Consider the following 20,784-nt stretch of genomic DNA (forward strand, 5'->3'; position numbering starts at 1 on the left):
TTCCATTACGGTATAATTCAACAACCATTAACTTGAAGGATTTATCGAATGACCTTCTTTTTTTCTTTTCCATATCTACTAAGTTAATCGAGCTTAACTTAATGTCCAATCAAATGTAGCAGATCCAAAAAAGGGTGTCTCGACTTTTCGGACACCCCCATTGAGCTCAAATGACAAGGCATTCTTAACCAAAAAATCAAACTTTTCTAGAAAATCAAACTTTGACTGTACTTTAAAGAAATCTAGTGACCTGAAAACAGTCTCTATAGACAGTAAAAGAGTAATAAGAAGGCAATGGTGGAAAGTCCATTTAAGTTAAGAGTAGGGATAATTGAAAATGGTCTTTTATTCCCCGCTCCTCAGGCTGTTTACGGGATTCATCAAAGCTGCTTTTGTCGCTTGATATCCAACACTTACCAAAGCAATAATTATGGCTGAAAATCCTGAAATCAGGTAAATGTCCATTCCAATATCTGCTTTGTACACAAATGACTCCATCCATTTGCTGATAAAGAAAAAGGAAAGTGGAACCGATAGTAAAATTGAAATCAGTACCAATTTAAGGAACTCAAAAGAAAACATCTGTGCAATGTTGGTTTCAGTAGCCCCCAGTACTTTTCTCACTCCTATTTCTTTCACCCGCTTTTTGATAATCATAGTAGCCAGACTAAAGAGTCCCAAGCAGGCAATGACCAAAGCAAAGAAGGAGGAATAGTCTATGATGTTTCCGATTCGAATTTCAGCTTCATATTGGTTTGCCAATGTCTGGTCAATGAAGAAAAAATTGAATTCCTGGCCTTGGGCTACTTCTTTCCAAGCATTCTCTAGATCTGCCATAAAACTTGTCAAATCTTCTGATTTGGCTCTAACTGTGATTTTTCTTGCAGGTGAGGTAGAATACATTATATCTCCAAAACCATTTAAAATTGACGGGGACATGGGTAAAATTAATGGTTCAATGACCTCTCTAAGCGGGGCATAGTGAAAATCTTTGACTACCCCGACAATTTGATGCTGTGGAAAGTTATTACCCGGTAGACTTTTACCTATGGCATCATCCCAACCGAATTCTCTTACCAAGGCTTCATTTACGATTACTCCTTCATTTTTATCCCCATCATTATCTTCATAAAAGTCTCTGCCCGAGGAAATTTCAACTCCCATTGTTCTTAAAAACCCTGCATCCACCACATTAAAGGCCAAGGATCTATAAACACCATCCGCATCAGTAAAAGAACCCTCACCCCATGACTGCCCAATTGCAAAAAAAGAGGTTCCCACATTTTCTACATCCTCTCTACTGATGATTTTGTTTTTGAGCCTCTCCGCCAGGGCCTGACTGTTGGCTTCATTTAAACCTGTCGGTATGGCTATTACCTGTTCCTTATAAAAACCCAAGTTCTTGGTCTGAATATATTTCATTTGCTTGTTCATGGCCAAGGCACATACAATCAGGGACACAGAAATTACAAACTGGAAGATTACAAGTGATTTTCTCATCAGCCCGGCATCTGCAACTTTCATTTTGCCTTTAAGAACCTCGACCGGATTGAATCTGGACAGGAATACAGAAGGGTAAAACCCAGCCAAAAAGCCTACCAGCAAAGCAAGCAATAGGCATATCCAGATGACCTCAAATGACAAGACCTGAGGTATTGATTTTCCTGAAAGTTCATTGAATTTAACCAGTGCTACCTCAGAAAGTACCAATCCTATACAAACAGATATCAAACTGATTATTATGGCTTCACCCCAAAACTGTCCGATCAATTGCTTCCTTACAGCACCCATTACCTTACGGACGCCGACTTCCTTAGCCCTATCTACAGACTTACCTACAGACAGTGTGACAAAATTGATAATTGCTATAAGTATCACGAGTAAGGCCAGGCCACCCAATATATAAGAATATAAAGGGTCACTGGCCGCACCAGGGTAATCGGTATCAAGCCTTACAGAAGCCAATGGCTGTAGTTTCACTGTGATATCGCCTGAGAAATCCGGAAATAACTTTTTAAATAATCCACTAAAACCCGCTTCTACCTGCTCTGATTTCAAGGACTCCTCCAAAAATGCATAAGTAGTTACATTTACATAAAAGAAATTGGTTCTTGCATTTTCAGCAGTACTCCTTATGGTATTTTCAAAAGGAATTACCATATCAAACTGAATACTGGAATTGGTTGGCGGATTTTTGGCAACCCCTGAAATCACATAATCTTCCTCAACTTCCCCCATTCTTATGGTCAGAGATTGGCCTATGGGATCCTGGCCTGCAAAATATTTTGATACATAATTTTCTGTAATGACCAGGTTATTAATTTTATCCAGTGCTTGGGAAGGTTCCCCTGAAACCAAAGGGAAATTGAACTTATTGAAAAAATCAGGGTCTGCTGTTAGCATACTTTCCTGAAAATTCTCCCCGTTTTCCACAACCATACCACTCAAAAAACCTGTTCTGATAGTCCTTTCAATCTGAGGAAAATTTTCCTCCAGAGTGGGTCCCAAGACCTGTGAAGTGGCGGTGTTGAAATATTCCCTTCCGTCAGGGTAATTTTCCAACATAGAAACACGGAAAATCTTCTCGTGCTCGGGATGGAACTTATCATAACTGTGTTCATCCTTTATAAACAAGGTGATGAGCAAGCAAAACGCAATCCCTATTGAAAGACCGAAGATATTGATCAGGGCATAGATTTTCTCCCTTTTCATATTGCGGATGGCAACCAAGAAGTAGTTTTTAAACATGGAGTGAAAGGTTCAGGTGTGGCGTGTAAAATTCCAAATTGGTGCCACAGATAAATCGTTCTGAATCTACCATTTAAAGGGTATTTAAAGTTTTTGTATGTACCAAACCGAGCAATTTTGTTCGGTGGAGAACAATTGCCAAAGGCAAATACGCCTCTTGAGATACCGTTTTTTCCTCAACAAAACAGTACTTCATGAACATGTACCTTTTTTTTCAATCTTGCCAAGACTCCTTCAGGTCAAAATATGAACTTTGTGTCCTGTCTAAGGTCAGCGAAATCAATTCGAAACTGTCCCCTCCGGCAGTGAGGTCTATAAATTTTTCAATAATGTCCCTGTGACGGTAAATAATAAATGTGTTTTCAACATGAGGGTTGATCCTATAAAGATTCACTTCAGAAGTTGTATCTGAAAAAGAAGGCACAAAAGTCAATGCAATATTTTTTATATCTAGTTCTCTGCCGAGCTTTTCCAGCTCCATCTTAGCTTCAGAGGGATTCTTTTCTTTTTCACTACTGTATACAAAAAAAGCTTTCAAGTACTGATTACGTATAATACTTTGCATTTCCAGAAACCCCAGCCAATTTTTGATATCCTCCCAATCTGTATGCTTTCCGACAAAATATATTATTCCATGATAGCGTCCATATTTGCAGATTGGACATGTTTTAGTGCCTTTATCAGGCCCCCATGCATGATAGGGCATAAAAGAAGGGCTTGTCTCTCCTACTGGAAGTCCTGATTCTGTTTCCGCCTTTAAGTATTTCGGATAATCAGGTATATTGAGTCCTAATATGATGTTGTGTTCTGCAACCTGAAAATCACTAGCCAATAACGGCCTTAAAATTCCGCTCCCTCCACGGTTTTCAAAAGGCCTTTTCTTTTTTTGAGCAAACACCAGTGGATCATCATCAAAGACAAAATCGTCAATAAAATATTCATTTTCAATATTGGGTTCTTTGATCAACACATGAATATGGGCCGGAGAAGAACGATCAGGATAAGGAGCTGGCCGAATGGTATAGATGGCATACCTGCCCTGCTCATCAGTTTTTATCCAACCCCGGATTGAACCATGGTTTTTGACCCTTTTATCCAGACCTTCCTTTTTAGGATAATAGCCTGTTTCATCTGTTTGATAATAATAAAGAATCACCCCCGGTGCAGGTGTCCGACCATCCAGTTTAAAAACTGTTCCTGTTACCAACAACTTCTGTCCTTTGTCGTACCAGCCCAAACTGGTGTCTGCAGCGGTCATTTCTTCCGGCATTCCATAATACATTTCTTCACAGCCGTCGCATCCCCCTCCAACTTTTGTTGAGGCTCTCGAATCAAGTGACTTTTCACCTTTTTGTTGTCCAAAACATCCTGATGCAATTTGGATTCCAATTGCCAAAAGGATCAATTTCATTGATTTTTTCATCATTGTATGGGTTTGGTTTTATTTTTTTGATCAACTCTTCCTCTGAAAGTAAAAAGTAATGTTTCCAATAGAAACCAGAACAGATAGACGACAGCCAATGGAAGACATATATTATGAAAATGAGATTCCAATGACATTTGGCTTTATGCTTCTGTCTTTCGGCATGAATTGGCCTTCATTGGTCTGACACATGACATAATGAGAAATATTTATCTTAACTTGAGGTTAATGAAGCCTCTGAACCCCATAAATTCCACATTCCTTCCCCGATTCAAAAGGATAGTGATGCATATGGCCTTTTGGCTATCTTATCTGCTTTACCATACTTTTCTCTTTGGGTATATGAGGCAGGAATTTCTTCACCCTTTCAAATGGGAACTGTATGATTTACCTTTGAAAATTCTAGCTTCCTATTTCGTCGTCTATGTCCTCATTCCGAAATATCTTATCCATAAAAAAATCTGGCAGTTTGTAATCAGTCTTATCCTTACACTTCTTATTGCCAGTTTTTTGCAAAGAGTGTTTCACAGTCAGTTTATTGGTAGGTTTATTGAGCCCGAACAGGAATATTTCACTTTGTATCCCACTACCGCCCTTGTTTTCAAAACAGTAATTAGCATTTACCCAATTGTAGTGGTTGTAGCATTGATCAAGATCTTGAAGTATTGGTATGAAGCAGACCGGAAACACCAGCAGATGCAGAAAGACAAGATAGAGGCTGAACTTAACTTCCTGAAAACCCAGATCAATCCGCATTTCCTTTTTAATACTTTAAACAGTTTATATGCTTTGACACTAAAACAATCAGATCAAGCCAGTAAGGTGGTGTTGAAATTGTCACAGCTTTTGAACTACCTGATTTATGAAAGCAATAAAAAAACAGTACCACTTCCCAAGGAATTGGAACAGATCAAAACTTATATTTCCCTCGAAAAAGTCAGGTTTGGTGACAGGCTCGTTCTTGACTATACTGAAAAAGGTGAATCCAAAGGAGTTGAAATACCTCCATTGCTCATTTTGCCCCTTGTTGAAAATTGTTTCAAACATGGCGCCGGAAAGCAACTGGATGATGTTTGGGTAAATATTCAGGTGATCATCGGTGAAAAAGATCTGGAATTTAGCATTCACAACAGCAAAGAATCCCAGAATGCAACTTCAAACCATGAACATGATGGAATCGGTCTTCAAAATGTACAAAAGAGGCTTAAATTGATCTATGGGAAAGGCAATTACAAAATTGACTTTAAAGATCAGGGGGACAGCTATTTGGTTAAATTGAAACTGAAAACAGAAAGGGCATTTACGGATAATCAGCATGAAATTGACCTGTTATATTATTGATGATGAACCTCTGGCGACAGAGGTGATAGCCTCGTATATTGTTGCTACAGAGTTAATCGAACTAAAAGGCATCTTTTTGAATCCATTAAAGGCGTTTCAGGCCATTCATGATGATCCTGTGGATCTTATTTTTCTGGATATTCAAATGCCTAAAATCTCAGGTTTGGACTTTATCAAATCATTAAAAAACCCACCTGCAGTCATCCTGACAACTGCTTATAGGGAATTTGCCCTACAAGGTTTTGAACTCGATGTTGTAGATTATCTCCTAAAGCCTATACCTTTCGAACGGTTTTTGAAAGCCGTTGACAAGGTGCAAAGATTAACAAAGGACTACCCACTCCTAGCTCAAGACAGATTTCAGGATGAATTTCTTTATTTTCAAAAAGACAAAGTCAACTATAAATTCGTATTAAAAGACATAATTTTTATAGAAAGTCAGAGAGATTATTCCAGGATAATTTCAAAAGACGGTGAAATTAAAATCCTTCAAAAGATCAGCGAGTTGGAAGGCAAACTGAAAAATAAAGGTTTCTTGAGAGTTCACCGGTCATATATAGTCAATTTGGACCTGGTGGATAGGTGGTGTTCGTTTGAGTTGGGAATAAATGGAAGAAATATCCCCATAGGGCGCTCTTATTATAAAATGGTGGCTGAAAAGTTGAATCGATAATAATTTACAGATTCGCCTAACAAGCGAGTTTTGGAAAAATTCAGATACTAGAATTTTAATTGACAAACTGAATTTAAATTCTTGTCCCACAAACGCAACAATATTTAAATTTTGATGACAACAAGGAGCATAGGTATAGTAATATGCATATAAAAAATATAGCTATATTAGAAGGTTCTCCATCGCTGGTAAAAATAATTTTGCATATGAGTAAGTTCAACTTTTTGATAACTGTCATTAAAACATACATTGGACTTTATGTACTGATTTACATATTCCCTTTTCCTCTCCACCACCTTCCATATGGAAGTATGTATATTACCCAGCCAATAGACAAGTTCAAAGGCAGTCTAAATTTGTTTGTGGGTAAGTATATTCTAGGTTTTGAGCATCTCGAATATGTACCAATGAATGGCAGTGGTGATACTACTTTGGATTATATTTCTATCCTGAGCTATGCCCTACTGGCCATTTTGATATTGATTCCAATATTGGTCCTTGTTCGAAACCGGTTTAATCTCAACCTATTTTACAAGTTTATCCTTGTTTACATGAGATATTTTGTAGGCTTGACCCTGATTTCCTACGGGGTAATCAAATTTCTTCATGGACAGTTTCCAGGCCCTAGCTACCTTGCTCTGGAAAGTTCCTATGGAGACTTTTCACCAATGGGGCTGGCTTGGAGATTTTTCGGCTACTCAGACCTTTACAAGGCATTTATGGGTGTTTCTGAAATTCTCGCAGGTGCTTTGTTGCTTTTTAGGAGAACCCAATTGCTGGGAGCCTTAATAGCTATCGCTGTTACAACAAATATTTTTATAGTCAATTTATCCTTTGATGTGCCTGTCAAGCTTTTTTCGGGACACCTTTTGTTTTTTTCCATCTTGACAGCCCTTCCTTATCTCAGGGCTTTGATAGATTTTTTCCTTCTGCACAAAGCTTCAATGGTCAGTACAATTAAATATCCACTTTATAACAAAAGGAGAAAAGTCGGCTATTGGGTTTCCAAAGTATATTTTGTAGGAATTGTACCGTTAGGAATGTTGATAGGACACATCCAAAGTCAGGAGTTCCGAACCTATCCAAACGAGTGGGAAGGTGTCTATGAAATAACAGAATACCAACTTGCAGGAAATGAGGTCAGTGGAAGATTTTCAAAATGGGAGAAAATCATTATACAAGGAAAATCCATTATCTGTATTACAACTAACAAGGAAAGAGAAATTTACAGTATTGACAATATTTGGAATGAGGGAGAGATTAATTTTCTTTCCCAGCATGACCAAGAACAACCTTATACCCTCAAAGTAAATGAATTCGATAGCGCAACATATTCGTTGAAATTTGAAATAGGCGAAAGAAACGCTACATTTTTGACCAGAAGAAAACTCAAAGAAGATTATTTATTGATGAACAGAGGCTTCCATTGGGTCAATGAATTGCCTTTCAACAGATAAGATTCAAGAAATTTGATTTAGGCATGAAAATTAAATTCGCATCAAGGATAAATTTTAAAGTATTTAAAAGAGACATTCAACTTTGCCTTTTTTTACTTTTGATTCCCTGCATTTTCTCCTGCCACGACTTTGAAGAAGAGGCTACTGAAAGCCTTTTGGGAAACTGGTATGTAAATGAAGCATGGGTTACTTTTGGGCCAGCTCCAAATGCGCAGGACAGTGTTTGGAGGTTTGAAGGTGCGGTAGGTAATTTCTTATTTGATTCTAAATCAGTCACCTATCAATACCTACAAGATGATCTGAAACAAACAGGACAAAGTCCTTATGTGCTTACAAAAGAAAGGGTTCGTCAGGGTTTTGTCAGAGAAACCAAGTTGCAACTTCAACTTTCAGATTCTGAATACGAAATAACTTTTGGGGACAATTCTAGAAATTCACACAGAAAGGCCAGCGAAATGACAATGATTAATCTTAAAGTAGACTTGTTTCCTGATATTCATTCTACAATAATATTATATCTCAATAAAAATTGATTGCTCAATACCACTCATTTTTCATCTATATTTACTGGAAATCAGATATTTACATTGAGGCCAAAAATCTCAATTCAACAGGTATGCGGAAAAAGGTTAAAAAAAGGTGAAATTTTGGATTTCACCCTTTTTCCCTCTTCAATTGGCTAAAAGATAATCAATAAAGCCAGTGATGATCAAAAATAAAATTGTTCTTTAAGTACCATCACATCAATATTTAAAGAAAAACACTTCCCTACTTTGGAAACTATTACTTTAAAAAACGAACACAGGCCCATCCATTGTTCCTTAACCTGCATGAATTAATTTTCAACCATACTCCAAACTTAAAAATACCATTTCAGAAACTTCATTCTTTACCTATATAATTGTTTCAATATCCTGTTTAAATGGATCCAGTTTTTTAGAATCAGGGTCTAGTTCGGTAATAAGGATATCTACTGAGGCAAGATCACAGGTTTTGTATCTTTGTGTACTAAAGAGTTTATTGGAAACACAAAGAAGAGCCACTTTTTTAGATGCTGTAATCATAGCTCTTTTCACTTGCACTACTTCCCAGTCAATCTCAGTCAGACCGAACTCAGGATCCAGATAACCTGTTCCCAGAAAGCAGATATCAGCCTTTATTTGGGATAGCGTATGGATTACGGTTCCTCCAATTGCAAATTTTGATTCATGATCAAGTCTTCCTCCCAAAAAAATAACTTCAATGTTTTGGTAATTAAGCAATTCTGTTGCAACCTGCAAACTTGGTGTGAGCACAGTTAAAGGTGTTTTTCTAGGGAAAAACCTAACTACTTCAAGGTTGGTCGTGCCACCACTCATTAAAATAACCTGGCCTTCTTTTAAAAGCGAAACAGCCTTTTCTGCAATTTTCTGCTTCTCATTTTGTAAAAAAACAGCCTGCTGACCATTTGAAGCAAGAAAACCTGTTGCAATGGCACCTCCATGGACTTTTTTAAGTTTCCTATCAGCATCCAATTCTTTTACGTCTCTTCTTACTGTATCTATAGAAACATTCAGGTTTTCCCCAAGATCAGAAAGCAATACACGGTTGTGAAGATTTACTTCTCCCAGAATTAATTTATGTCTTTCTTCTTTGAGCATGGGTTGGATTAAGTGGGTTTTCACACAAAAATTAAAGAAAGTTTATATAAATCAAACTTCTTTTACCTCAATTTTAATATAACTGCAAGAAAATGCATTAAAATTAATTATTTCATAATATTAATTTGATTACATCAATTAAATTGATACTTTATACATTTTTTTCTTGCATAAATTGGCATATATTATTTTCTTGCTAGAAGAAGCAGTTAAATAATGCAAAAAACAGCAGTATATAATATATGTAAAGTTAAAATGAACTGAATAATTTACCTTAACCAAATATAACATGAACAAAGCTTTACTAATCCTTTTGTTATTGTTTGCGGGCCATTGGCAATCATTACAGGCTCAAACAACAATATCAGGAAAGGTACTTTCATCGGAAAACGATGAAGAGTTACCGGGTGTAAACGTAGTACTGAAAGGTACCACAAGGGCCGCCGTCACGGACATTGACGGGAATTTCTCCATATCAGTTCCGAGTGAAGAAAGTATCCTCCAGTTTTCATTTATTGGCTTCAGATCGAAAGAAATACGAGTTGGAAACCAAAGTAACATTGAGGTAATTATGGAACCTTCCACCGAAGCATTGGGAGAAGTGGTGATTACTGCATTTGGAATAGAACGTGACAGAAAATCTCTTGGCTATGCAGTGCAGGAAGTGGACAACAAACTGATTACAGAGACCAATCAACCTAATGCCCTAAATGCATTAAGGGGCAGGATTGCCGGTGTAAACATCACCAGCAGTTCGGGAGCACCGGGAGCGGGAACAAACATTGTGATCAGGGGAATAAACTCCCTTAACCCAAATGCTGATAACCAGCCATTGTTTGTAATAGATGGCATACCTGTTTCGAATGAGACAAATATCACTGGAGGACGAGGTGGGGCAAATTTTTCCAATACTAACAGAGCAGCGGATATCAACCCTGATGATATTGAATCCATCAGTATTTTAAAAGGGCCTGCCGCATCAGTACTGTATGGTCTTAGGGCAGCCAATGGAGCAGTGATTATCACGACAAAGTCAGGAAAAAGCGGGAAAACAGTTTTTAATTACAGAACTACAGCAAGTTTTGATGAAGTAGGACGCACTCCACCTATGCAGCAAAGGTATCTGAGAGGATTCAACGGGCTTTATAACCCCACAGACTATAGAGCTGATGGGCCTCCGGTCCCTGAGGGCACACCTATTTATAACCAATGGGATGAGACCTTCAGAACTGGCAATACGTTCCAAAACAATTTCTCCTTTTCCGGAGGGAATGATAATGCCACATTCTATGGATCTTTAGGAAGATTGGACCAGTCCGGGATTCTGCCTAATTCCAATTTTGAGAGAACAAATATAAAAATAGCAGGCTCTCTAAAGGCTAATGATAAGCTTACCCTAGATGGAGCAGCCACCTATATAAATTCTGCGGGTGTAAATCCGAGAATGGGAATCGGTGGAGCAGGCGTGATTTCTTATGCCTCAAGATACGCCCCGGATGTCAATATAAGTGACTTTATCAATCCAGATGGTTCACAAATAAGATATTCTACCCAGTTGGACAATCCTTTATATTTTGCCAACAATGCGTTTCAGGAAGAGAATGTGAACAGATTCTTAGGCAATATAGGGGCTACTTACCTGATTAATGATTGGTTGACGGCAAGTTATAGAGCAGGTATAGACCAATATGTAGACAATAGATTTATTCTTACTTCTCCTACCACACTTATAGGAGCAGGTTCAAATGGAAGTATTAATGAGCAATCTATCGGTTATCAGGAGATAAATTCGAATTTCCTCCTAACCGCCAGTAGAAGCCTTTCAGAAAACATCAATATGGATGTGACCATAGGTAATCAGGTAACCACCATTAATACTACAAATCTTACAGCTTCGGGTTCCAATTTCGTGATCCCAGATTTTTGGTCAGTGAATAACCTGAGCCAGTACCAGGCAAGATCTTTTCCGACAAGCAGGTCAATCATAGGTGTTTTTGCGGATGCCAAGTTTGATTATAAACAGACTTTGTTTCTCAATATCACAGGGAGAAACGACTGGTCATCTACTTTACCAAGGCAAAACCGCTCCTTTTTCTACCCTTCTGTAAGTATGGCCTATCTTTTCACTGAAACCTTGAATCTTTCTAGTTCAAATACTATCAGCTACGGAAAACTAAGGGCATCATTTGCTGAAGTCGGAAAAGATGCAGCACCATATCTGGTAGGGAACTACTACAGTACCTTAGTTCCCTTTCGCGGAGTAGCAGGAGTAGAAAGAAATAGTACTATAGGTTCAGAAGAGCTTAGGCCAGAAAGAACAAGAGGGGTTGAATTTGGAATAGACCTTGGTTTATTCAACAATCGGTTGAGACTTGATGCTAACTATGCGATTCAGACTTCAATTGACCAAATTGTCCCGATACCAGTTTCAAGAGCAACTGGGTTTACAAATTTTGTCATCAATGCAGGTGAGATTAGAAACAATATCTGGGAACTGACCGCAGATATTACAGTAGTACAAAATCAAAACTTTGTTTGGAATTCAATTTTTAATTGGTCCAGACTGAGGGGCAGGGTTTTATCCTTACCGGAAGGTTTGGATCAGATAGTTTTCCAGCCTGAAAGTCCATGGGTCAAACAGAGGGTTCAGGTAGGTGGTAGACCTGGAGACTGGTACGGGTGGCCAATGAGCCGTGTAGAGGATCCTAACTCTCCGTTTTTTGGCGAATTGGTCATTGTAGACGGATATCCGGACGTGAATAACAACTGGAGAGGTGTACCATTGGCTGAAGACAGTTATATAGGAAATGCCTTTCCGGACTGGGAAGGAGGCTGGAACAATTCTTTGAGATATAAAAATCTGGAGCTGTCATTCCTTTTCACGTTTAGGAAAGGTGGGTATGTATTTGATATCAACAGAAGAATGAGATATGGTCAAGCCGGAGGGGAAGCACCTTCAGGTGCTGAGACCGAACTGAGAAACAGGTTGGTGGTTTTCCAGGGTGTAACCAACACCGGCTCAATTGAAAATCCAAATTGGGTACCAAATGAAGAAGCTGTGCCCATTGGGGTAAGTACTTTATACGGACAGGCATTCAGGTACAGACTTGCCTCTGAATTTAACGGATTCCAGGAAGCCAGCTGGCTAAGATTGCAAAATGTGGCATTAAACTACACCTTGCCTGAAAGATGGATTGGTAGAACACCGTTCAATAGTATTACAGCTTCAGTCACAGGCAATAATTTATGGATGACCACTCCATTTATTGGGTTCGATCCTGAGCAGAGTGCTTATGGACCTGGGAGTAACGTTTTCGGCTATGTCGGAACAAATGTCCCTGCTACTAGAAGTGTATTTTTTGGGTTAAACTTTAATTTCTGATCTATCATGAAACGATTTATTCAAACAATATTATCGACGGTCCTTCTACTATTTGGTACCACTGCATGTGACAACCTTTTGGATATTAATGTAGATCCGGGAAGAATTTCAGAAGACCAGGTCACCATTCCGAACCTATTGCCCTCAGCCATAAGATTTACTGCCAATGTTCAATTTGGCGCATCTCAGTACGGAGTTCAATATCCCCAATACTTAGGTGGGCAAGCGATCAGCCAATACACACCCTATGGTTTTGACCAATTATGGAGACCTCTCTATACAAATGCATTTCCCAGCTTACAGGAAATCATTGTCCGAGCAGAAGAAGTGGAAGCATTTAATTACAGTGGAATAGCAAAAGTTTTATTGGCTATGAATATGCTAACAGGATCAAGTATTTTCGGCGATTTACCTTATACAGAGGCCAACCAGGGAACCAGCAATTTATACCCCTGTTACGACACGATGGAAAGTCTCTATGAGGTTCACATTCCGGAACTAATAAATTCAGCGATAGAGGATCTGCAGAGACCTCTTCCCGAACTGCCAACTTTAACTGTGGTAAGAAATGACTATATCTATAACGGGGATTTGAACAAATGGCTTAAAGCCGCTTATGCCCTAAGAGCTAGATATCACCTTCATATGTCATCCAGAAATCCCTCCCTCATCAATGAGGCAGCAAATGATGTGGATATGGCATTCACAAGTATTGAAGATGACCTTCAATTAATGTACGAAGAAAACATTCAGAATCCTTGGTGGTCATTTCTTGGCAATCCTGTAAATAAAATAATGCAGCCGGGATCCTACATAACCAATATGATGAATGGAACTGCTCAATATCCCGGTGTGGAAGATCCAAGACTGCCGTTTTACATGGCTTCCTCAGATCCGGACAATTTCACAGGAGTAGAAGCAGGAAGGTTAGTCGGAGACAATCCTGATGTGAACGTAAACCTTACCGCAGATACTTGGTACAGTAGAGACATCGCTCCTTTGTTGATGATCACTTACTCAGAACTGCAGTTTATCAAAGCCGAAGCATATTTCAGTTCAAACAGGGAGCTGTCCTATCAGTCGTACCTCAATGGAATTGAAGCCAGTCTGGTGAAAATAGGTGTTCCAAATGAAGAGGTAAATCAATATTTAAGCAATGAACTGATCGCTGTAGGAGCATTAAATTTGCAACTTAGCGATATCATGCTTCAAAAGTATATTTCTTTGTTTTTACAGATTGAGACTTGGACGGATATGAGAAGATATCAATACGCTCAAGAGGTATATCCCGGATTATCCCAGCCTGTAATAAACCAGATTCCAGGTAACCCTTGGATCCAAAGATCAAACATAGCTGATGATGAACCAGGTACCAACACCTGTCTCCCGGAGATTCCAAATCAAGGAGTTCCATTGTGGTTGTTTAACAATTAAATCAAAAGATCATGAATACTCTTAAATATTTTATCATAGGTTTTGTTTTAACTCTATCCACCTTTATTTCATCTTGTGACATTGGCCCAACTGATGCACTACAGGATATTATACAGGAAGATTTAGGATATATTCCGGTAATTTCAAATTTCACATTACGATCTCCCACTGCCTCTGAAACAAGTCCCACCGCAGGTACAGACTGTACTTTTGACTTAAGGTATTGGTCAGAAGGTGAAATCGACCGGATTCAGTTCTGGGTGAAGGTAGGTGGTGCAAATCCTGAAAGGCTTGATGACAGGCCCTATGAACCTGCATTTTCCAATATCACAAAAACCGATTCTCTATTATTTAATTATACCATCCCTAATGGTATTGAAGCAGGGACAGTAATATCCATGGAAGCTAGGATTACCAATACCAATCTGCCTGACTTTCCGGTTTCCCGAGAAGTAAATGTAACAGTACGCTAAATGACAAATAGAAGAGGTTTTATAAAACAATTGGCCATTTCCGGTGTAGGGCTTAGCCTAAGTAATACTGGAATGGCCTTTTCCCCTAGGGATAGTTCATTTTCTTTCCTTCACTTAACAGATTCCCATGTCAGAAGAAAACGCATGGGCCACAAAGGATTTGAAACCTGTGTTGAAAAAGTAAATGGGCTTGAACCAAGACCTGATTTTATTCTTTATGGAGGAGACCAGGTTTTTGATGGAATGTATACTGAAAAGGAGGAGTACAAAGACCAGTTGTATGTTTTTTCAGAAGTATCTAAAAAATTGGAAATCCCCGCATATCATTGCATTGGCAATCACGATGTATTTGGGAGAAGTGCAAGAAGAAAGACAAGCCCTGATGACCCTGACATTGGTAAAAAAATGTACATGGATGCATTCGGCATGAAGAAACCTTATTATAGCTTTAATCATAAAGGCTGGCACTTTGTTATACTGGATTCTTTGCTTGAGGTAGATGCAGAACATGGGCCTAGTCAGACACATGCATTTGGAGAAGAGCAACTTGAATGGTTGCGCTATGATTTAGGAAAACACCATCAAATACCAACGGTAATCGTAACCCATATTGCTGCCTTTAATAATATTGGTCAGATTAATGCAAGTCCTGAACTTTTGGCCATGAATCACATGGTTGTTGCGGATACTCTTAAATTTAGACAGATCATTGAACGTCACAATGTCAAAGCAGTTCTCCAAGGGCACAGTCATATCCCTGAAGACTATAGATTCAACGGTATATGGTACATCACCAGCCAGTCAGTAAGTGCTGCATGGTGGGGAGGTAACTGGAAAGGTTATAAGCCTGGTTTCACTTTAATCAACATTAAAGGAAATGATTTAAGTTGGGAAAGAGTTGATTTTAACTGGGAAGCCCAGTTGGAGCCTGAGGACGACCTAGAAAGAGAAAGAATTGAAGAGTATAAAAATTTTATTGAGGATCAGAGGCTGTTAAAAATAGAAGAAGTGGGAGAAAACCGTCAATAGATTTCTTATGAAAAAAAAGATAACAAACGCTCACCAATATAAAACATAAGACCTATTCTGAAAAACCAGACACCGCTTGCAGCCATAAATAGCCTGAGCCCCCATCTTCTGTGGGAAGGGACCATGCTGCTTTTGGCCCGGGTGTAAACAGAGTAGGTGAATACAACGATCAGAACACCATTGAATGCCGTAAGATTGGCATTTAACTGAGACCCCAAGGGTTTATTGAGCAGGTTTATCAATATTCCAGTGATACTGGTCAGAAGCGCTACACCTAAATATATTCTTCTATTTATCCTATGAAAGGCTGGAAAATTCTTCCGCAATGCGGAGATGAACTGTAAAGACCCTCCTATTGTAATTACCCTTGCCATAAAAATATGCAAGAAAGCTATGATATTGCTCCACAGTATCGAATAATGCCTGTTGCATAAATATTATTGGTTTGAAAATCCAAACTAAGCTAAAGCACAAAATCAGAATACACAAAAAAACGTGGGCCTTTATTGGTTCTAATTTTAATCTTAAAAATAATTGTATGAGTATCCGGATCCGTGCACGTTAAACCTTAAGAGCCAAACCGTCAACTTTACTTTTAACAGTAAATTTGGGTATTGGAGGGTGGGATGAATTTCGACCGGGCCAGCGCAGGCCTTGAGCGTGGATAGGATTCAAAATTCTTGATTTTTTGGCTACTTTTTCATCAAAGCCTGTCCCGAAAATCGGGAGAAAAAGTAGTTTCATAATCAAATTTTGATTAAAATTTAGCAGAAAGAACTGGTACAAAACAATCTATGGCTACGTGCAATGAAGCGTATACTCATAATCAATTGAAAAAGAACCTTGATTTCCAAAAGTTCTTTCATTTTTTACCTATATAAATTCATTGGTGTAAAATGAAAAGCCATTGGCATTGCCGATGGCTTTTCTTATCACCTATTTGTTCAACCTTTTATTTTACTTGAAAGCCTACCCTCATGATGTTGGATACTTTGCCGGAAAGCTCCATAACTTCTACAGTAGATAGGTCTTTAAGATTTCTTACATGAATTTTTGTCCTGCTAGGCTCTAACACATAGAGAAAATTTTCAGATGCGGTGATAACTGGGTTTTCTTCACTCATCTGCCGGTAATGTTCAAATTCGCCAAAAGACTGCCTTTGATTCCCCGCTACCTCATCAGCTACAGTCACCGTTTTACTGGCCAGCTCATTGCCTGTCGCTGTATCAAATACCTTTACCAGATTATCATTTGTCTGAATGATCAGATGTCCTCCGTCGGCACTGAGCATATATGACCTGATATTGTTTGACAAAAAAACAGGTTCAATAGCTCCCGCTTCGGGATCTATGGCAAAAACACCTTGGTTTCTTGCATATCCATAAAACTTATGGATATGATCATTGGCCCTGATAGTTCCCATCCAATTGCCTGATGTCGGCTCCAAAGGATCGGGATTGGGTATCAGCTTGATGTCATCATTTGCAGCTGCCACTATCACTCCTTCAGTAGCTCCAAAAACAGCATAGTTTCCATTGGAAGCATCGCCATGAATACCGGTTACAGAAACTTCTGGATTTTCGGCAATCACTTCTCCGGAAGTATTGATCAATTTCACCCATTGGGGCAATGCCCCCGGTACTGTTTCGTCTTTGAATGTTACAGCTATTTTATTCCCCATCAGCCAGGCAGCAGCACCATGATGTACACCATTACCAAAGTCAGCAATTATGGAAGGACTGAATCCCGGTGCAATCATATTGGATTCTCTTGCCAGTGTGACACTACCATCTCCGTCATTAAATATCACAATATTTCCTTGAGTGGCTGAAAAATGTGTAGGAAGAGGTGCTTCAGCTGTTGCATTAAGCCACTTTACAGAATATTCATGCCCATGATCTTGGTGATTTTCAATTCCTGTATCCAAAAACCTCACTATACCTTCGTTTCTCTCTATTGAAACGATATACCTGCCCGAGGAAGAAAGATAGTTGCCACTTTGAGCATGAAACGGTCTAATATCAGGTGTGCTCACAGATTGGTTTAATGGACTCAAAAGTGAAAAATTGGAATTTACATCCCATTTCGCAAGCCTTATCCATTCACTTTCTGTTTCTTCAAAAGTGGGCGGCTGCTCGATCGGACTCTCCCTTTCCTGACAGGAATTGGAGGTTACGAGGAATAAAAAGGCTACCGGTAAAATTAATTTTTTCATAGAATTATTATATTTTTATTTATTGCCAAAAGTAGATACAAGTTATCTTTATTGCAACATTGTTGCATTTAAATTTTTTGAAATATATCTTGCATAAAAAAAAATGAACATGTCCAAAAGAATCAAGACTTATCTTCTCACGGGATTTTTGGGAGCAGGAAAGACAACACTTTTAAACCACCTTTTGTCCAAAAGTAAATCAGAACTCAATTTTGTTATAGAAAATGAATTTGGTAAAAATTCTGTAGACGCTGAATTGGTTGTGAAAAATTACAACAAATTGTTTGAACTGAACAACGGATGCATTTGCTGTTCCCTTGACAATGAGCTGATTGAAGTACTGGTCCAAATGATACAGGCAGATACCTTACCGGACAACCTATTCATAGAAGCCTCAGGTGTGGCAGATGCAGGACAGTTGGCCTCTATTTTCAAACGTGATGATGTCATGCAGTATTTTGATTTTCAACAGGTAGTCTGCATGGTGGACGCCGAAAATTTTGAGGACAGGGTACAGGAAGTGCCTGAGATGTACCGTCAAATTGTAGCTTCGGACCTTATTCTGATCAATAAAACTGACCTGGTTCAGGAAAAATATGCCGAATCCGTTAAGGCTGGGGTTGAAAGTATCAATCCTCTTGCAAAGATTACGCTCACCTCTTTTGGGGAATTTGACTTTGATTTGTTGGATAAAAGCACGGAAAGTATTCTTGTAAAGGTAAACCAGTCAAAATTGGATGCTATTACACCAGCTCACCGCATGAAAAGTATAGCTGTGGAAGTACCTTTTGAGTTTGACAGGGACCAATTGTATGCAGTCCTGTCAACTTCTATTTTTTTGTATTATCATCAACTGTACAGGATCAAAGGATTTGTAAGGTTGAAAGGGGAAGAACAAGCTGTTTTGGTTCAATCAACTGGAAACAAGCTCACAATTTCCAATCAGTATAAAAAAGATGAATCCCAAAAATTGGTTTTGATCTTCATAGGTAGGGACATTGAGAGAAAAGGTATCGAAAGACTCATTCAGAATGCTATTGCTTCTAAATCAAAAGCTTATACCCTATGATCTTAAGTGGAATTGAAATTAAAAACCGTCTGGACAAAGACATATTTATCTATCCATTTAGTGAAGAAAGGATCAACCCAAACAGTTACAACCTCCGTCTGGACAACAAGCTTTTGGTTTACAATGATGATTTTTTAGACATGAAAAAACAACATGTCACTGAAGAAATGATCATACCAGAAGAGGGGATAATTCTTGAACCTAACAGGTTGTATTTGGGCAGGACGGTCGAATATACCCGAACAGAGAACTTGGTACCCATGCTGGAAGGGAGGTCATCAATTGGCCGACTTGGCCTTTTCGTACACATTACTGCCGGTTTTGGGGATGTGGGATTCAGTGGTTACTGGACTTTGGAAATCTTCTGTGTACAGCCCATAAAGATATATCCGGGAATTGAAATCTGTCAGATATATTATCATGATATATCAAAGCCATTTGAAACTTATAGCACTGGAAAGTATCAAAACAACGACGGGATTCAGGCAAGTATGCTCTATAAAGATTTTGAACCATGATCAGGTGGCTTTTCATATTTCCTGTAAAGCTCTATCAATGGTTCATCAGTCCAATGTTCCCCTCTTCTTGTCGGCATCAGCCAAGTTGTTCCAACTACATGATTCAGTCCATACAAACCCATGGTGCCTTTAGGGGGCTCTGGCTTGGCATTAAAAGATTGTCCAAATGCCATCCTTGGGGCACTTATGGCTATGATCCAGTTCCTAAAAAAAACAAATCCAATGGAAAAGTTTAAAAACATACTTCAAATCCATGGGATTAGGCCCAATGAAAACAGGGTAATGGTACTTCAACACTTGACAGAAAGCAACAAGGCCTTTTCATTATGCAACCTTCATCAATTGTTCAGGGAGAAAATGGATAGAACTACAGTTTACCGCATTTTGATCCTTTTTACAGAAAAGGACATTCTTCAAAAAATCCCCTGTACAGATGGAAACCTTCTTTTTACACTCAAAACTTCAGATAAGGAAATCAGCAAAAGTCCAAAATTCAGGTGTAAATGCTGCCAGAAAGTTGAAGTCCTTCCAGATTTACCCGTGGAATACCTTAATACTTTAACTGGAAAAAACATCAATCCTGAAACTATTGCTATAGAAGGCTATTGCAAAGACTGTCATTCCTGAAACAGTTTAACACTGCTAGCTTTTTGGCCTAAAGACCTTAATCTTTGATTCATCGCATTCCAAATAAGGGCTACCGACCAAATCAAGGCATTAAGGAATAGCAGGAAAAACAGACTCCTAACATTGTCGGATCGCAGATGGCTTACCTGGCAAACTGACAATCAGACATTGTTTGTAAACCCCAGCTGTCTGTCGTGATAAAATCGGCGTCGGTACATATTGCAAGCTCACCTGACGCATCAATTCCCCAAATCCGGACAATATTTTGTCACAGACTTCCTCCTTAGCCTCCGGGGTTACATTTCTTGGCGATGGGCCTGTACCTCCTGTAGTCACGATCAAGGCGCAGTTCTGGTCCGACATCATCCTAAGTGTAGCCATGATTTTCCCTTTTTCATCAGGAACTACCGGGTAAACAGGTTCAAATGAATTGTTTAATACTTCCTTCAAAAATTCTTATATTTCCTTACCTGAAACATCCTCAAAAGCATCCCTGGTCAATCCTGTAAAATTATTAAAGTATGAATAATTAAGGCTTGGTAAATTAAATATTGTTGCAACTACCAAAATTGGAGAATCTTAAATTATCATCACTTCCTCTTATCTCAAGGGTGGCAAAAACATCCTGACAGAATATGAAAGTGGTGATATCTTCTTGGAAAAGTGGATGGAACAATAAATATTTAAACGGCTTATAAGCATATTAAGGCAGATGGAGCAATTCGCGCGAATTATTACCGATTAAGCCCACGTTC

18 protein-coding genes and 1 pseudogene are annotated in these 20,784 nt (G+C 38.8%); 12 read left to right on the forward strand and 7 right to left on the reverse strand.

Features of this window, described 5'->3' with window-relative positions; translation table 11 throughout:
• From EGN73_RS22835 to EGN73_RS10935, 3 genes are all read right to left on the reverse strand, one after another.
• A partial coding sequence (locus EGN73_RS22835; RefSeq protein ID WP_425515029.1) for a hypothetical protein occupies positions 1-73 on the reverse strand: 73 nt, incomplete at its 3' end.
• A gap of 272 nt (positions 74-345) precedes the next feature.
• A complete protein-coding gene (locus EGN73_RS10930) occupies positions 346-2,748 on the reverse strand; it encodes an ABC transporter permease (protein ID WP_219289473.1) in 2,403 nt (800 codons plus the stop codon).
• A gap of 214 nt (positions 2,749-2,962) precedes the next feature.
• Positions 2,963-4,171 carry a dioxygenase family protein gene (locus EGN73_RS10935; protein ID WP_219289476.1) on the reverse strand — a complete coding sequence of 403 codons (1,209 nt, stop codon included), beginning with the start codon at positions 4,169-4,171 and terminating at the stop codon, positions 2,963-2,965.
• Positions 4,172-4,399: 228 nt separating this feature from the next.
• Here EGN73_RS10935 and EGN73_RS10940 point away from each other — a divergent pair, with 228 nt between their 5' ends.
• The 4 genes from EGN73_RS10940 to EGN73_RS10955 all read left to right on the forward strand — a co-directional run bounded on the left by EGN73_RS10940 (position 4,400) and on the right by EGN73_RS10955 (position 8,175).
• The gene (locus EGN73_RS10940; RefSeq protein WP_219289478.1) at positions 4,400-5,512 is read left to right on the forward strand and encodes a sensor histidine kinase; all 1,113 of its coding nucleotides are present in this window, start codon (positions 4,400-4,402) and stop codon (positions 5,510-5,512) included.
• Positions 5,487-6,185 carry a LytR/AlgR family response regulator transcription factor gene (locus EGN73_RS10945; RefSeq protein ID WP_219289481.1) on the forward strand — a complete coding sequence of 233 codons (699 nt, stop codon included), beginning with the start codon at positions 5,487-5,489 and terminating at the stop codon, positions 6,183-6,185. The genes EGN73_RS10940 and EGN73_RS10945 overlap by 26 nt, the downstream gene beginning before the upstream one ends.
• Positions 6,186-6,391: 206 nt before the next feature.
• On the forward strand, positions 6,392-7,642 hold the full coding sequence (locus tag EGN73_RS10950) for a hypothetical protein (protein ID WP_219289484.1): 1,251 nt from the start codon (positions 6,392-6,394) through the stop codon (positions 7,640-7,642).
• A 23-nt stretch (positions 7,643-7,665) separates the two neighbouring features.
• Positions 7,666-8,175, forward strand: coding sequence for a hypothetical protein (locus EGN73_RS10955; protein WP_219289487.1), 510 nt, complete (start codon positions 7,666-7,668; stop codon positions 8,173-8,175).
• Between the two features lie 360 nt (positions 8,176-8,535).
• Here EGN73_RS10955 and EGN73_RS10960 read toward each other — a convergent pair whose 3' ends face one another.
• Entirely contained in the window at positions 8,536-9,282 is a 747-nt protein-coding gene (locus EGN73_RS10960; protein WP_219289490.1) for a DeoR/GlpR family DNA-binding transcription regulator, read from the reverse strand.
• Between the two features lie 289 nt (positions 9,283-9,571).
• On the opposite strand from EGN73_RS10960, the gene EGN73_RS10965 reads away from it, so the two are divergent.
• The 4 genes from EGN73_RS10965 to EGN73_RS10980 are packed head-to-tail and all read left to right on the forward strand — an operon-like array spanning position 9,572 to position 15,600.
• On the forward strand, positions 9,572-12,664 hold the full coding sequence (locus tag EGN73_RS10965) for a SusC/RagA family TonB-linked outer membrane protein (protein ID WP_219289493.1): 3,093 nt from the start codon (positions 9,572-9,574) through the stop codon (positions 12,662-12,664).
• A gap of 6 nt (positions 12,665-12,670) precedes the next feature.
• Positions 12,671-14,098 (forward strand): SusD/RagB family nutrient-binding outer membrane lipoprotein, encoded by a 1,428-nt coding sequence (locus EGN73_RS10970; RefSeq protein ID WP_219289498.1) that lies wholly within the window; start codon positions 12,671-12,673, stop codon positions 14,096-14,098.
• An 11-nt stretch (positions 14,099-14,109) separates the two neighbouring features.
• Entirely contained in the window at positions 14,110-14,571 is a 462-nt protein-coding gene (locus tag EGN73_RS10975; RefSeq protein WP_219289500.1) for a hypothetical protein, read from the forward strand.
• Positions 14,572-15,600 carry a metallophosphoesterase family protein gene (locus EGN73_RS10980; protein ID WP_219289503.1) on the forward strand — a complete coding sequence of 343 codons (1,029 nt, stop codon included), beginning with the start codon at positions 14,572-14,574 and terminating at the stop codon, positions 15,598-15,600.
• Positions 15,601-15,605: 5 nt separating this feature from the next.
• On the opposite strand, the gene EGN73_RS10985 is transcribed toward EGN73_RS10980, so the two are convergent.
• The gene (locus EGN73_RS10985) at positions 15,606-15,986 is read right to left on the reverse strand and encodes a DUF2306 domain-containing protein (RefSeq protein WP_281422262.1); all 381 of its coding nucleotides are present in this window, start codon (positions 15,984-15,986) and stop codon (positions 15,606-15,608) included.
• Positions 15,987-16,552: 566 nt separating this feature from the next.
• Positions 16,553-17,815, reverse strand: a complete 1,263-nt coding sequence (locus EGN73_RS10990; RefSeq protein WP_219289510.1) for a hypothetical protein — start codon at positions 17,813-17,815, stop codon at positions 16,553-16,555.
• 109 nt (positions 17,816-17,924) lie between these two features.
• Here EGN73_RS10990 and EGN73_RS10995 point away from each other — a divergent pair, with 109 nt between their 5' ends.
• From EGN73_RS10995 to EGN73_RS11010, 4 genes are read left to right on the forward strand one after another with little or no spacing between them, the layout of a single operon-like run.
• Positions 17,925-18,884: a CobW family GTP-binding protein gene (locus EGN73_RS10995; protein WP_219289513.1), complete on the forward strand. Its 960-nt coding sequence runs from the start codon at positions 17,925-17,927 to the stop codon at positions 18,882-18,884.
• Complete coding sequence (dcd, locus tag EGN73_RS11000) at positions 18,881-19,402, forward strand: dCTP deaminase (RefSeq protein ID WP_219289516.1); 522 nt, start codon at positions 18,881-18,883, stop codon at positions 19,400-19,402. The genes EGN73_RS10995 and dcd overlap by 4 nt, the downstream gene beginning before the upstream one ends.
• 53 nt (positions 19,403-19,455) lie before the next feature.
• Entirely contained in the window at positions 19,456-19,638 is a 183-nt protein-coding gene (gene yidD / locus EGN73_RS11005) for a membrane protein insertion efficiency factor YidD (protein WP_343207108.1), read from the forward strand.
• The gene (locus tag EGN73_RS11010; protein ID WP_219289522.1) at positions 19,625-20,029 is read left to right on the forward strand and encodes a Fur family transcriptional regulator; all 405 of its coding nucleotides are present in this window, start codon (positions 19,625-19,627) and stop codon (positions 20,027-20,029) included. The genes yidD and EGN73_RS11010 overlap by 14 nt, the downstream gene beginning before the upstream one ends.
• A gap of 15 nt (positions 20,030-20,044) precedes the next feature.
• Here the strand turns inward: EGN73_RS11010 and mog are convergent.
• Positions 20,045-20,530 (reverse strand): annotated as a pseudogene (mog, locus tag EGN73_RS11015) (molybdopterin adenylyltransferase).
• Between the last annotated feature and the right edge of the window lie 254 nt (positions 20,531-20,784).

The organism is Arthrospiribacter ruber, from assembly GCF_019343195.1.
Taxonomy (GTDB): domain Bacteria; phylum Bacteroidota; class Bacteroidia; order Cytophagales; family Cyclobacteriaceae; genus Arthrospiribacter; species Arthrospiribacter ruber.

Coding starts and splice junctions, on each gene's coding strand:
- EGN73_RS10940 (WP_219289478.1), top strand. CDS start 4,400: ATGAAGCCTCTGAACCCCATAAATTCCACATTCCTTCCCCGATTCAAA.
- EGN73_RS10945 (WP_219289481.1), top strand. CDS start 5,487: ATGAAATTGACCTGTTATATTATTGATGATGAACCTCTGGCGACAGAG.
- EGN73_RS10935 (WP_219289476.1), bottom strand. CDS start 4,171: ATGAAAAAATCAATGAAATTGATCCTTTTGGCAATTGGAATCCAAATT.
- EGN73_RS10975 (WP_219289500.1), top strand. CDS start 14,110: ATGAATACTCTTAAATATTTTATCATAGGTTTTGTTTTAACTCTATCC.
- EGN73_RS10990 (WP_219289510.1), bottom strand. CDS start 17,815: ATGAAAAAATTAATTTTACCGGTAGCCTTTTTATTCCTCGTAACCTCC.
- EGN73_RS10965 (WP_219289493.1), top strand. CDS start 9,572: ATGAACAAAGCTTTACTAATCCTTTTGTTATTGTTTGCGGGCCATTGG.
- EGN73_RS10930 (WP_219289473.1), bottom strand. CDS start 2,748: ATGTTTAAAAACTACTTCTTGGTTGCCATCCGCAATATGAAAAGGGAG.
- yidD (WP_343207108.1), top strand. CDS start 19,456: ATGTTCCCCTCTTCTTGTCGGCATCAGCCAAGTTGTTCCAACTACATG.
- EGN73_RS10955 (WP_219289487.1), top strand. CDS start 7,666: ATGAAAATTAAATTCGCATCAAGGATAAATTTTAAAGTATTTAAAAGA.
- EGN73_RS10980 (WP_219289503.1), top strand. CDS start 14,572: ATGACAAATAGAAGAGGTTTTATAAAACAATTGGCCATTTCCGGTGTA.
- EGN73_RS10995 (WP_219289513.1), top strand. CDS start 17,925: ATGTCCAAAAGAATCAAGACTTATCTTCTCACGGGATTTTTGGGAGCA.
- EGN73_RS11010 (WP_219289522.1), top strand. CDS start 19,625: ATGGAAAAGTTTAAAAACATACTTCAAATCCATGGGATTAGGCCCAAT.
- EGN73_RS10960 (WP_219289490.1), bottom strand. CDS start 9,282: ATGCTCAAAGAAGAAAGACATAAATTAATTCTGGGAGAAGTAAATCTT.
- EGN73_RS10970 (WP_219289498.1), top strand. CDS start 12,671: ATGAAACGATTTATTCAAACAATATTATCGACGGTCCTTCTACTATTT.
- EGN73_RS10950 (WP_219289484.1), top strand. CDS start 6,392: ATGAGTAAGTTCAACTTTTTGATAACTGTCATTAAAACATACATTGGA.
- dcd (WP_219289516.1), top strand. CDS start 18,881: ATGATCTTAAGTGGAATTGAAATTAAAAACCGTCTGGACAAAGACATA.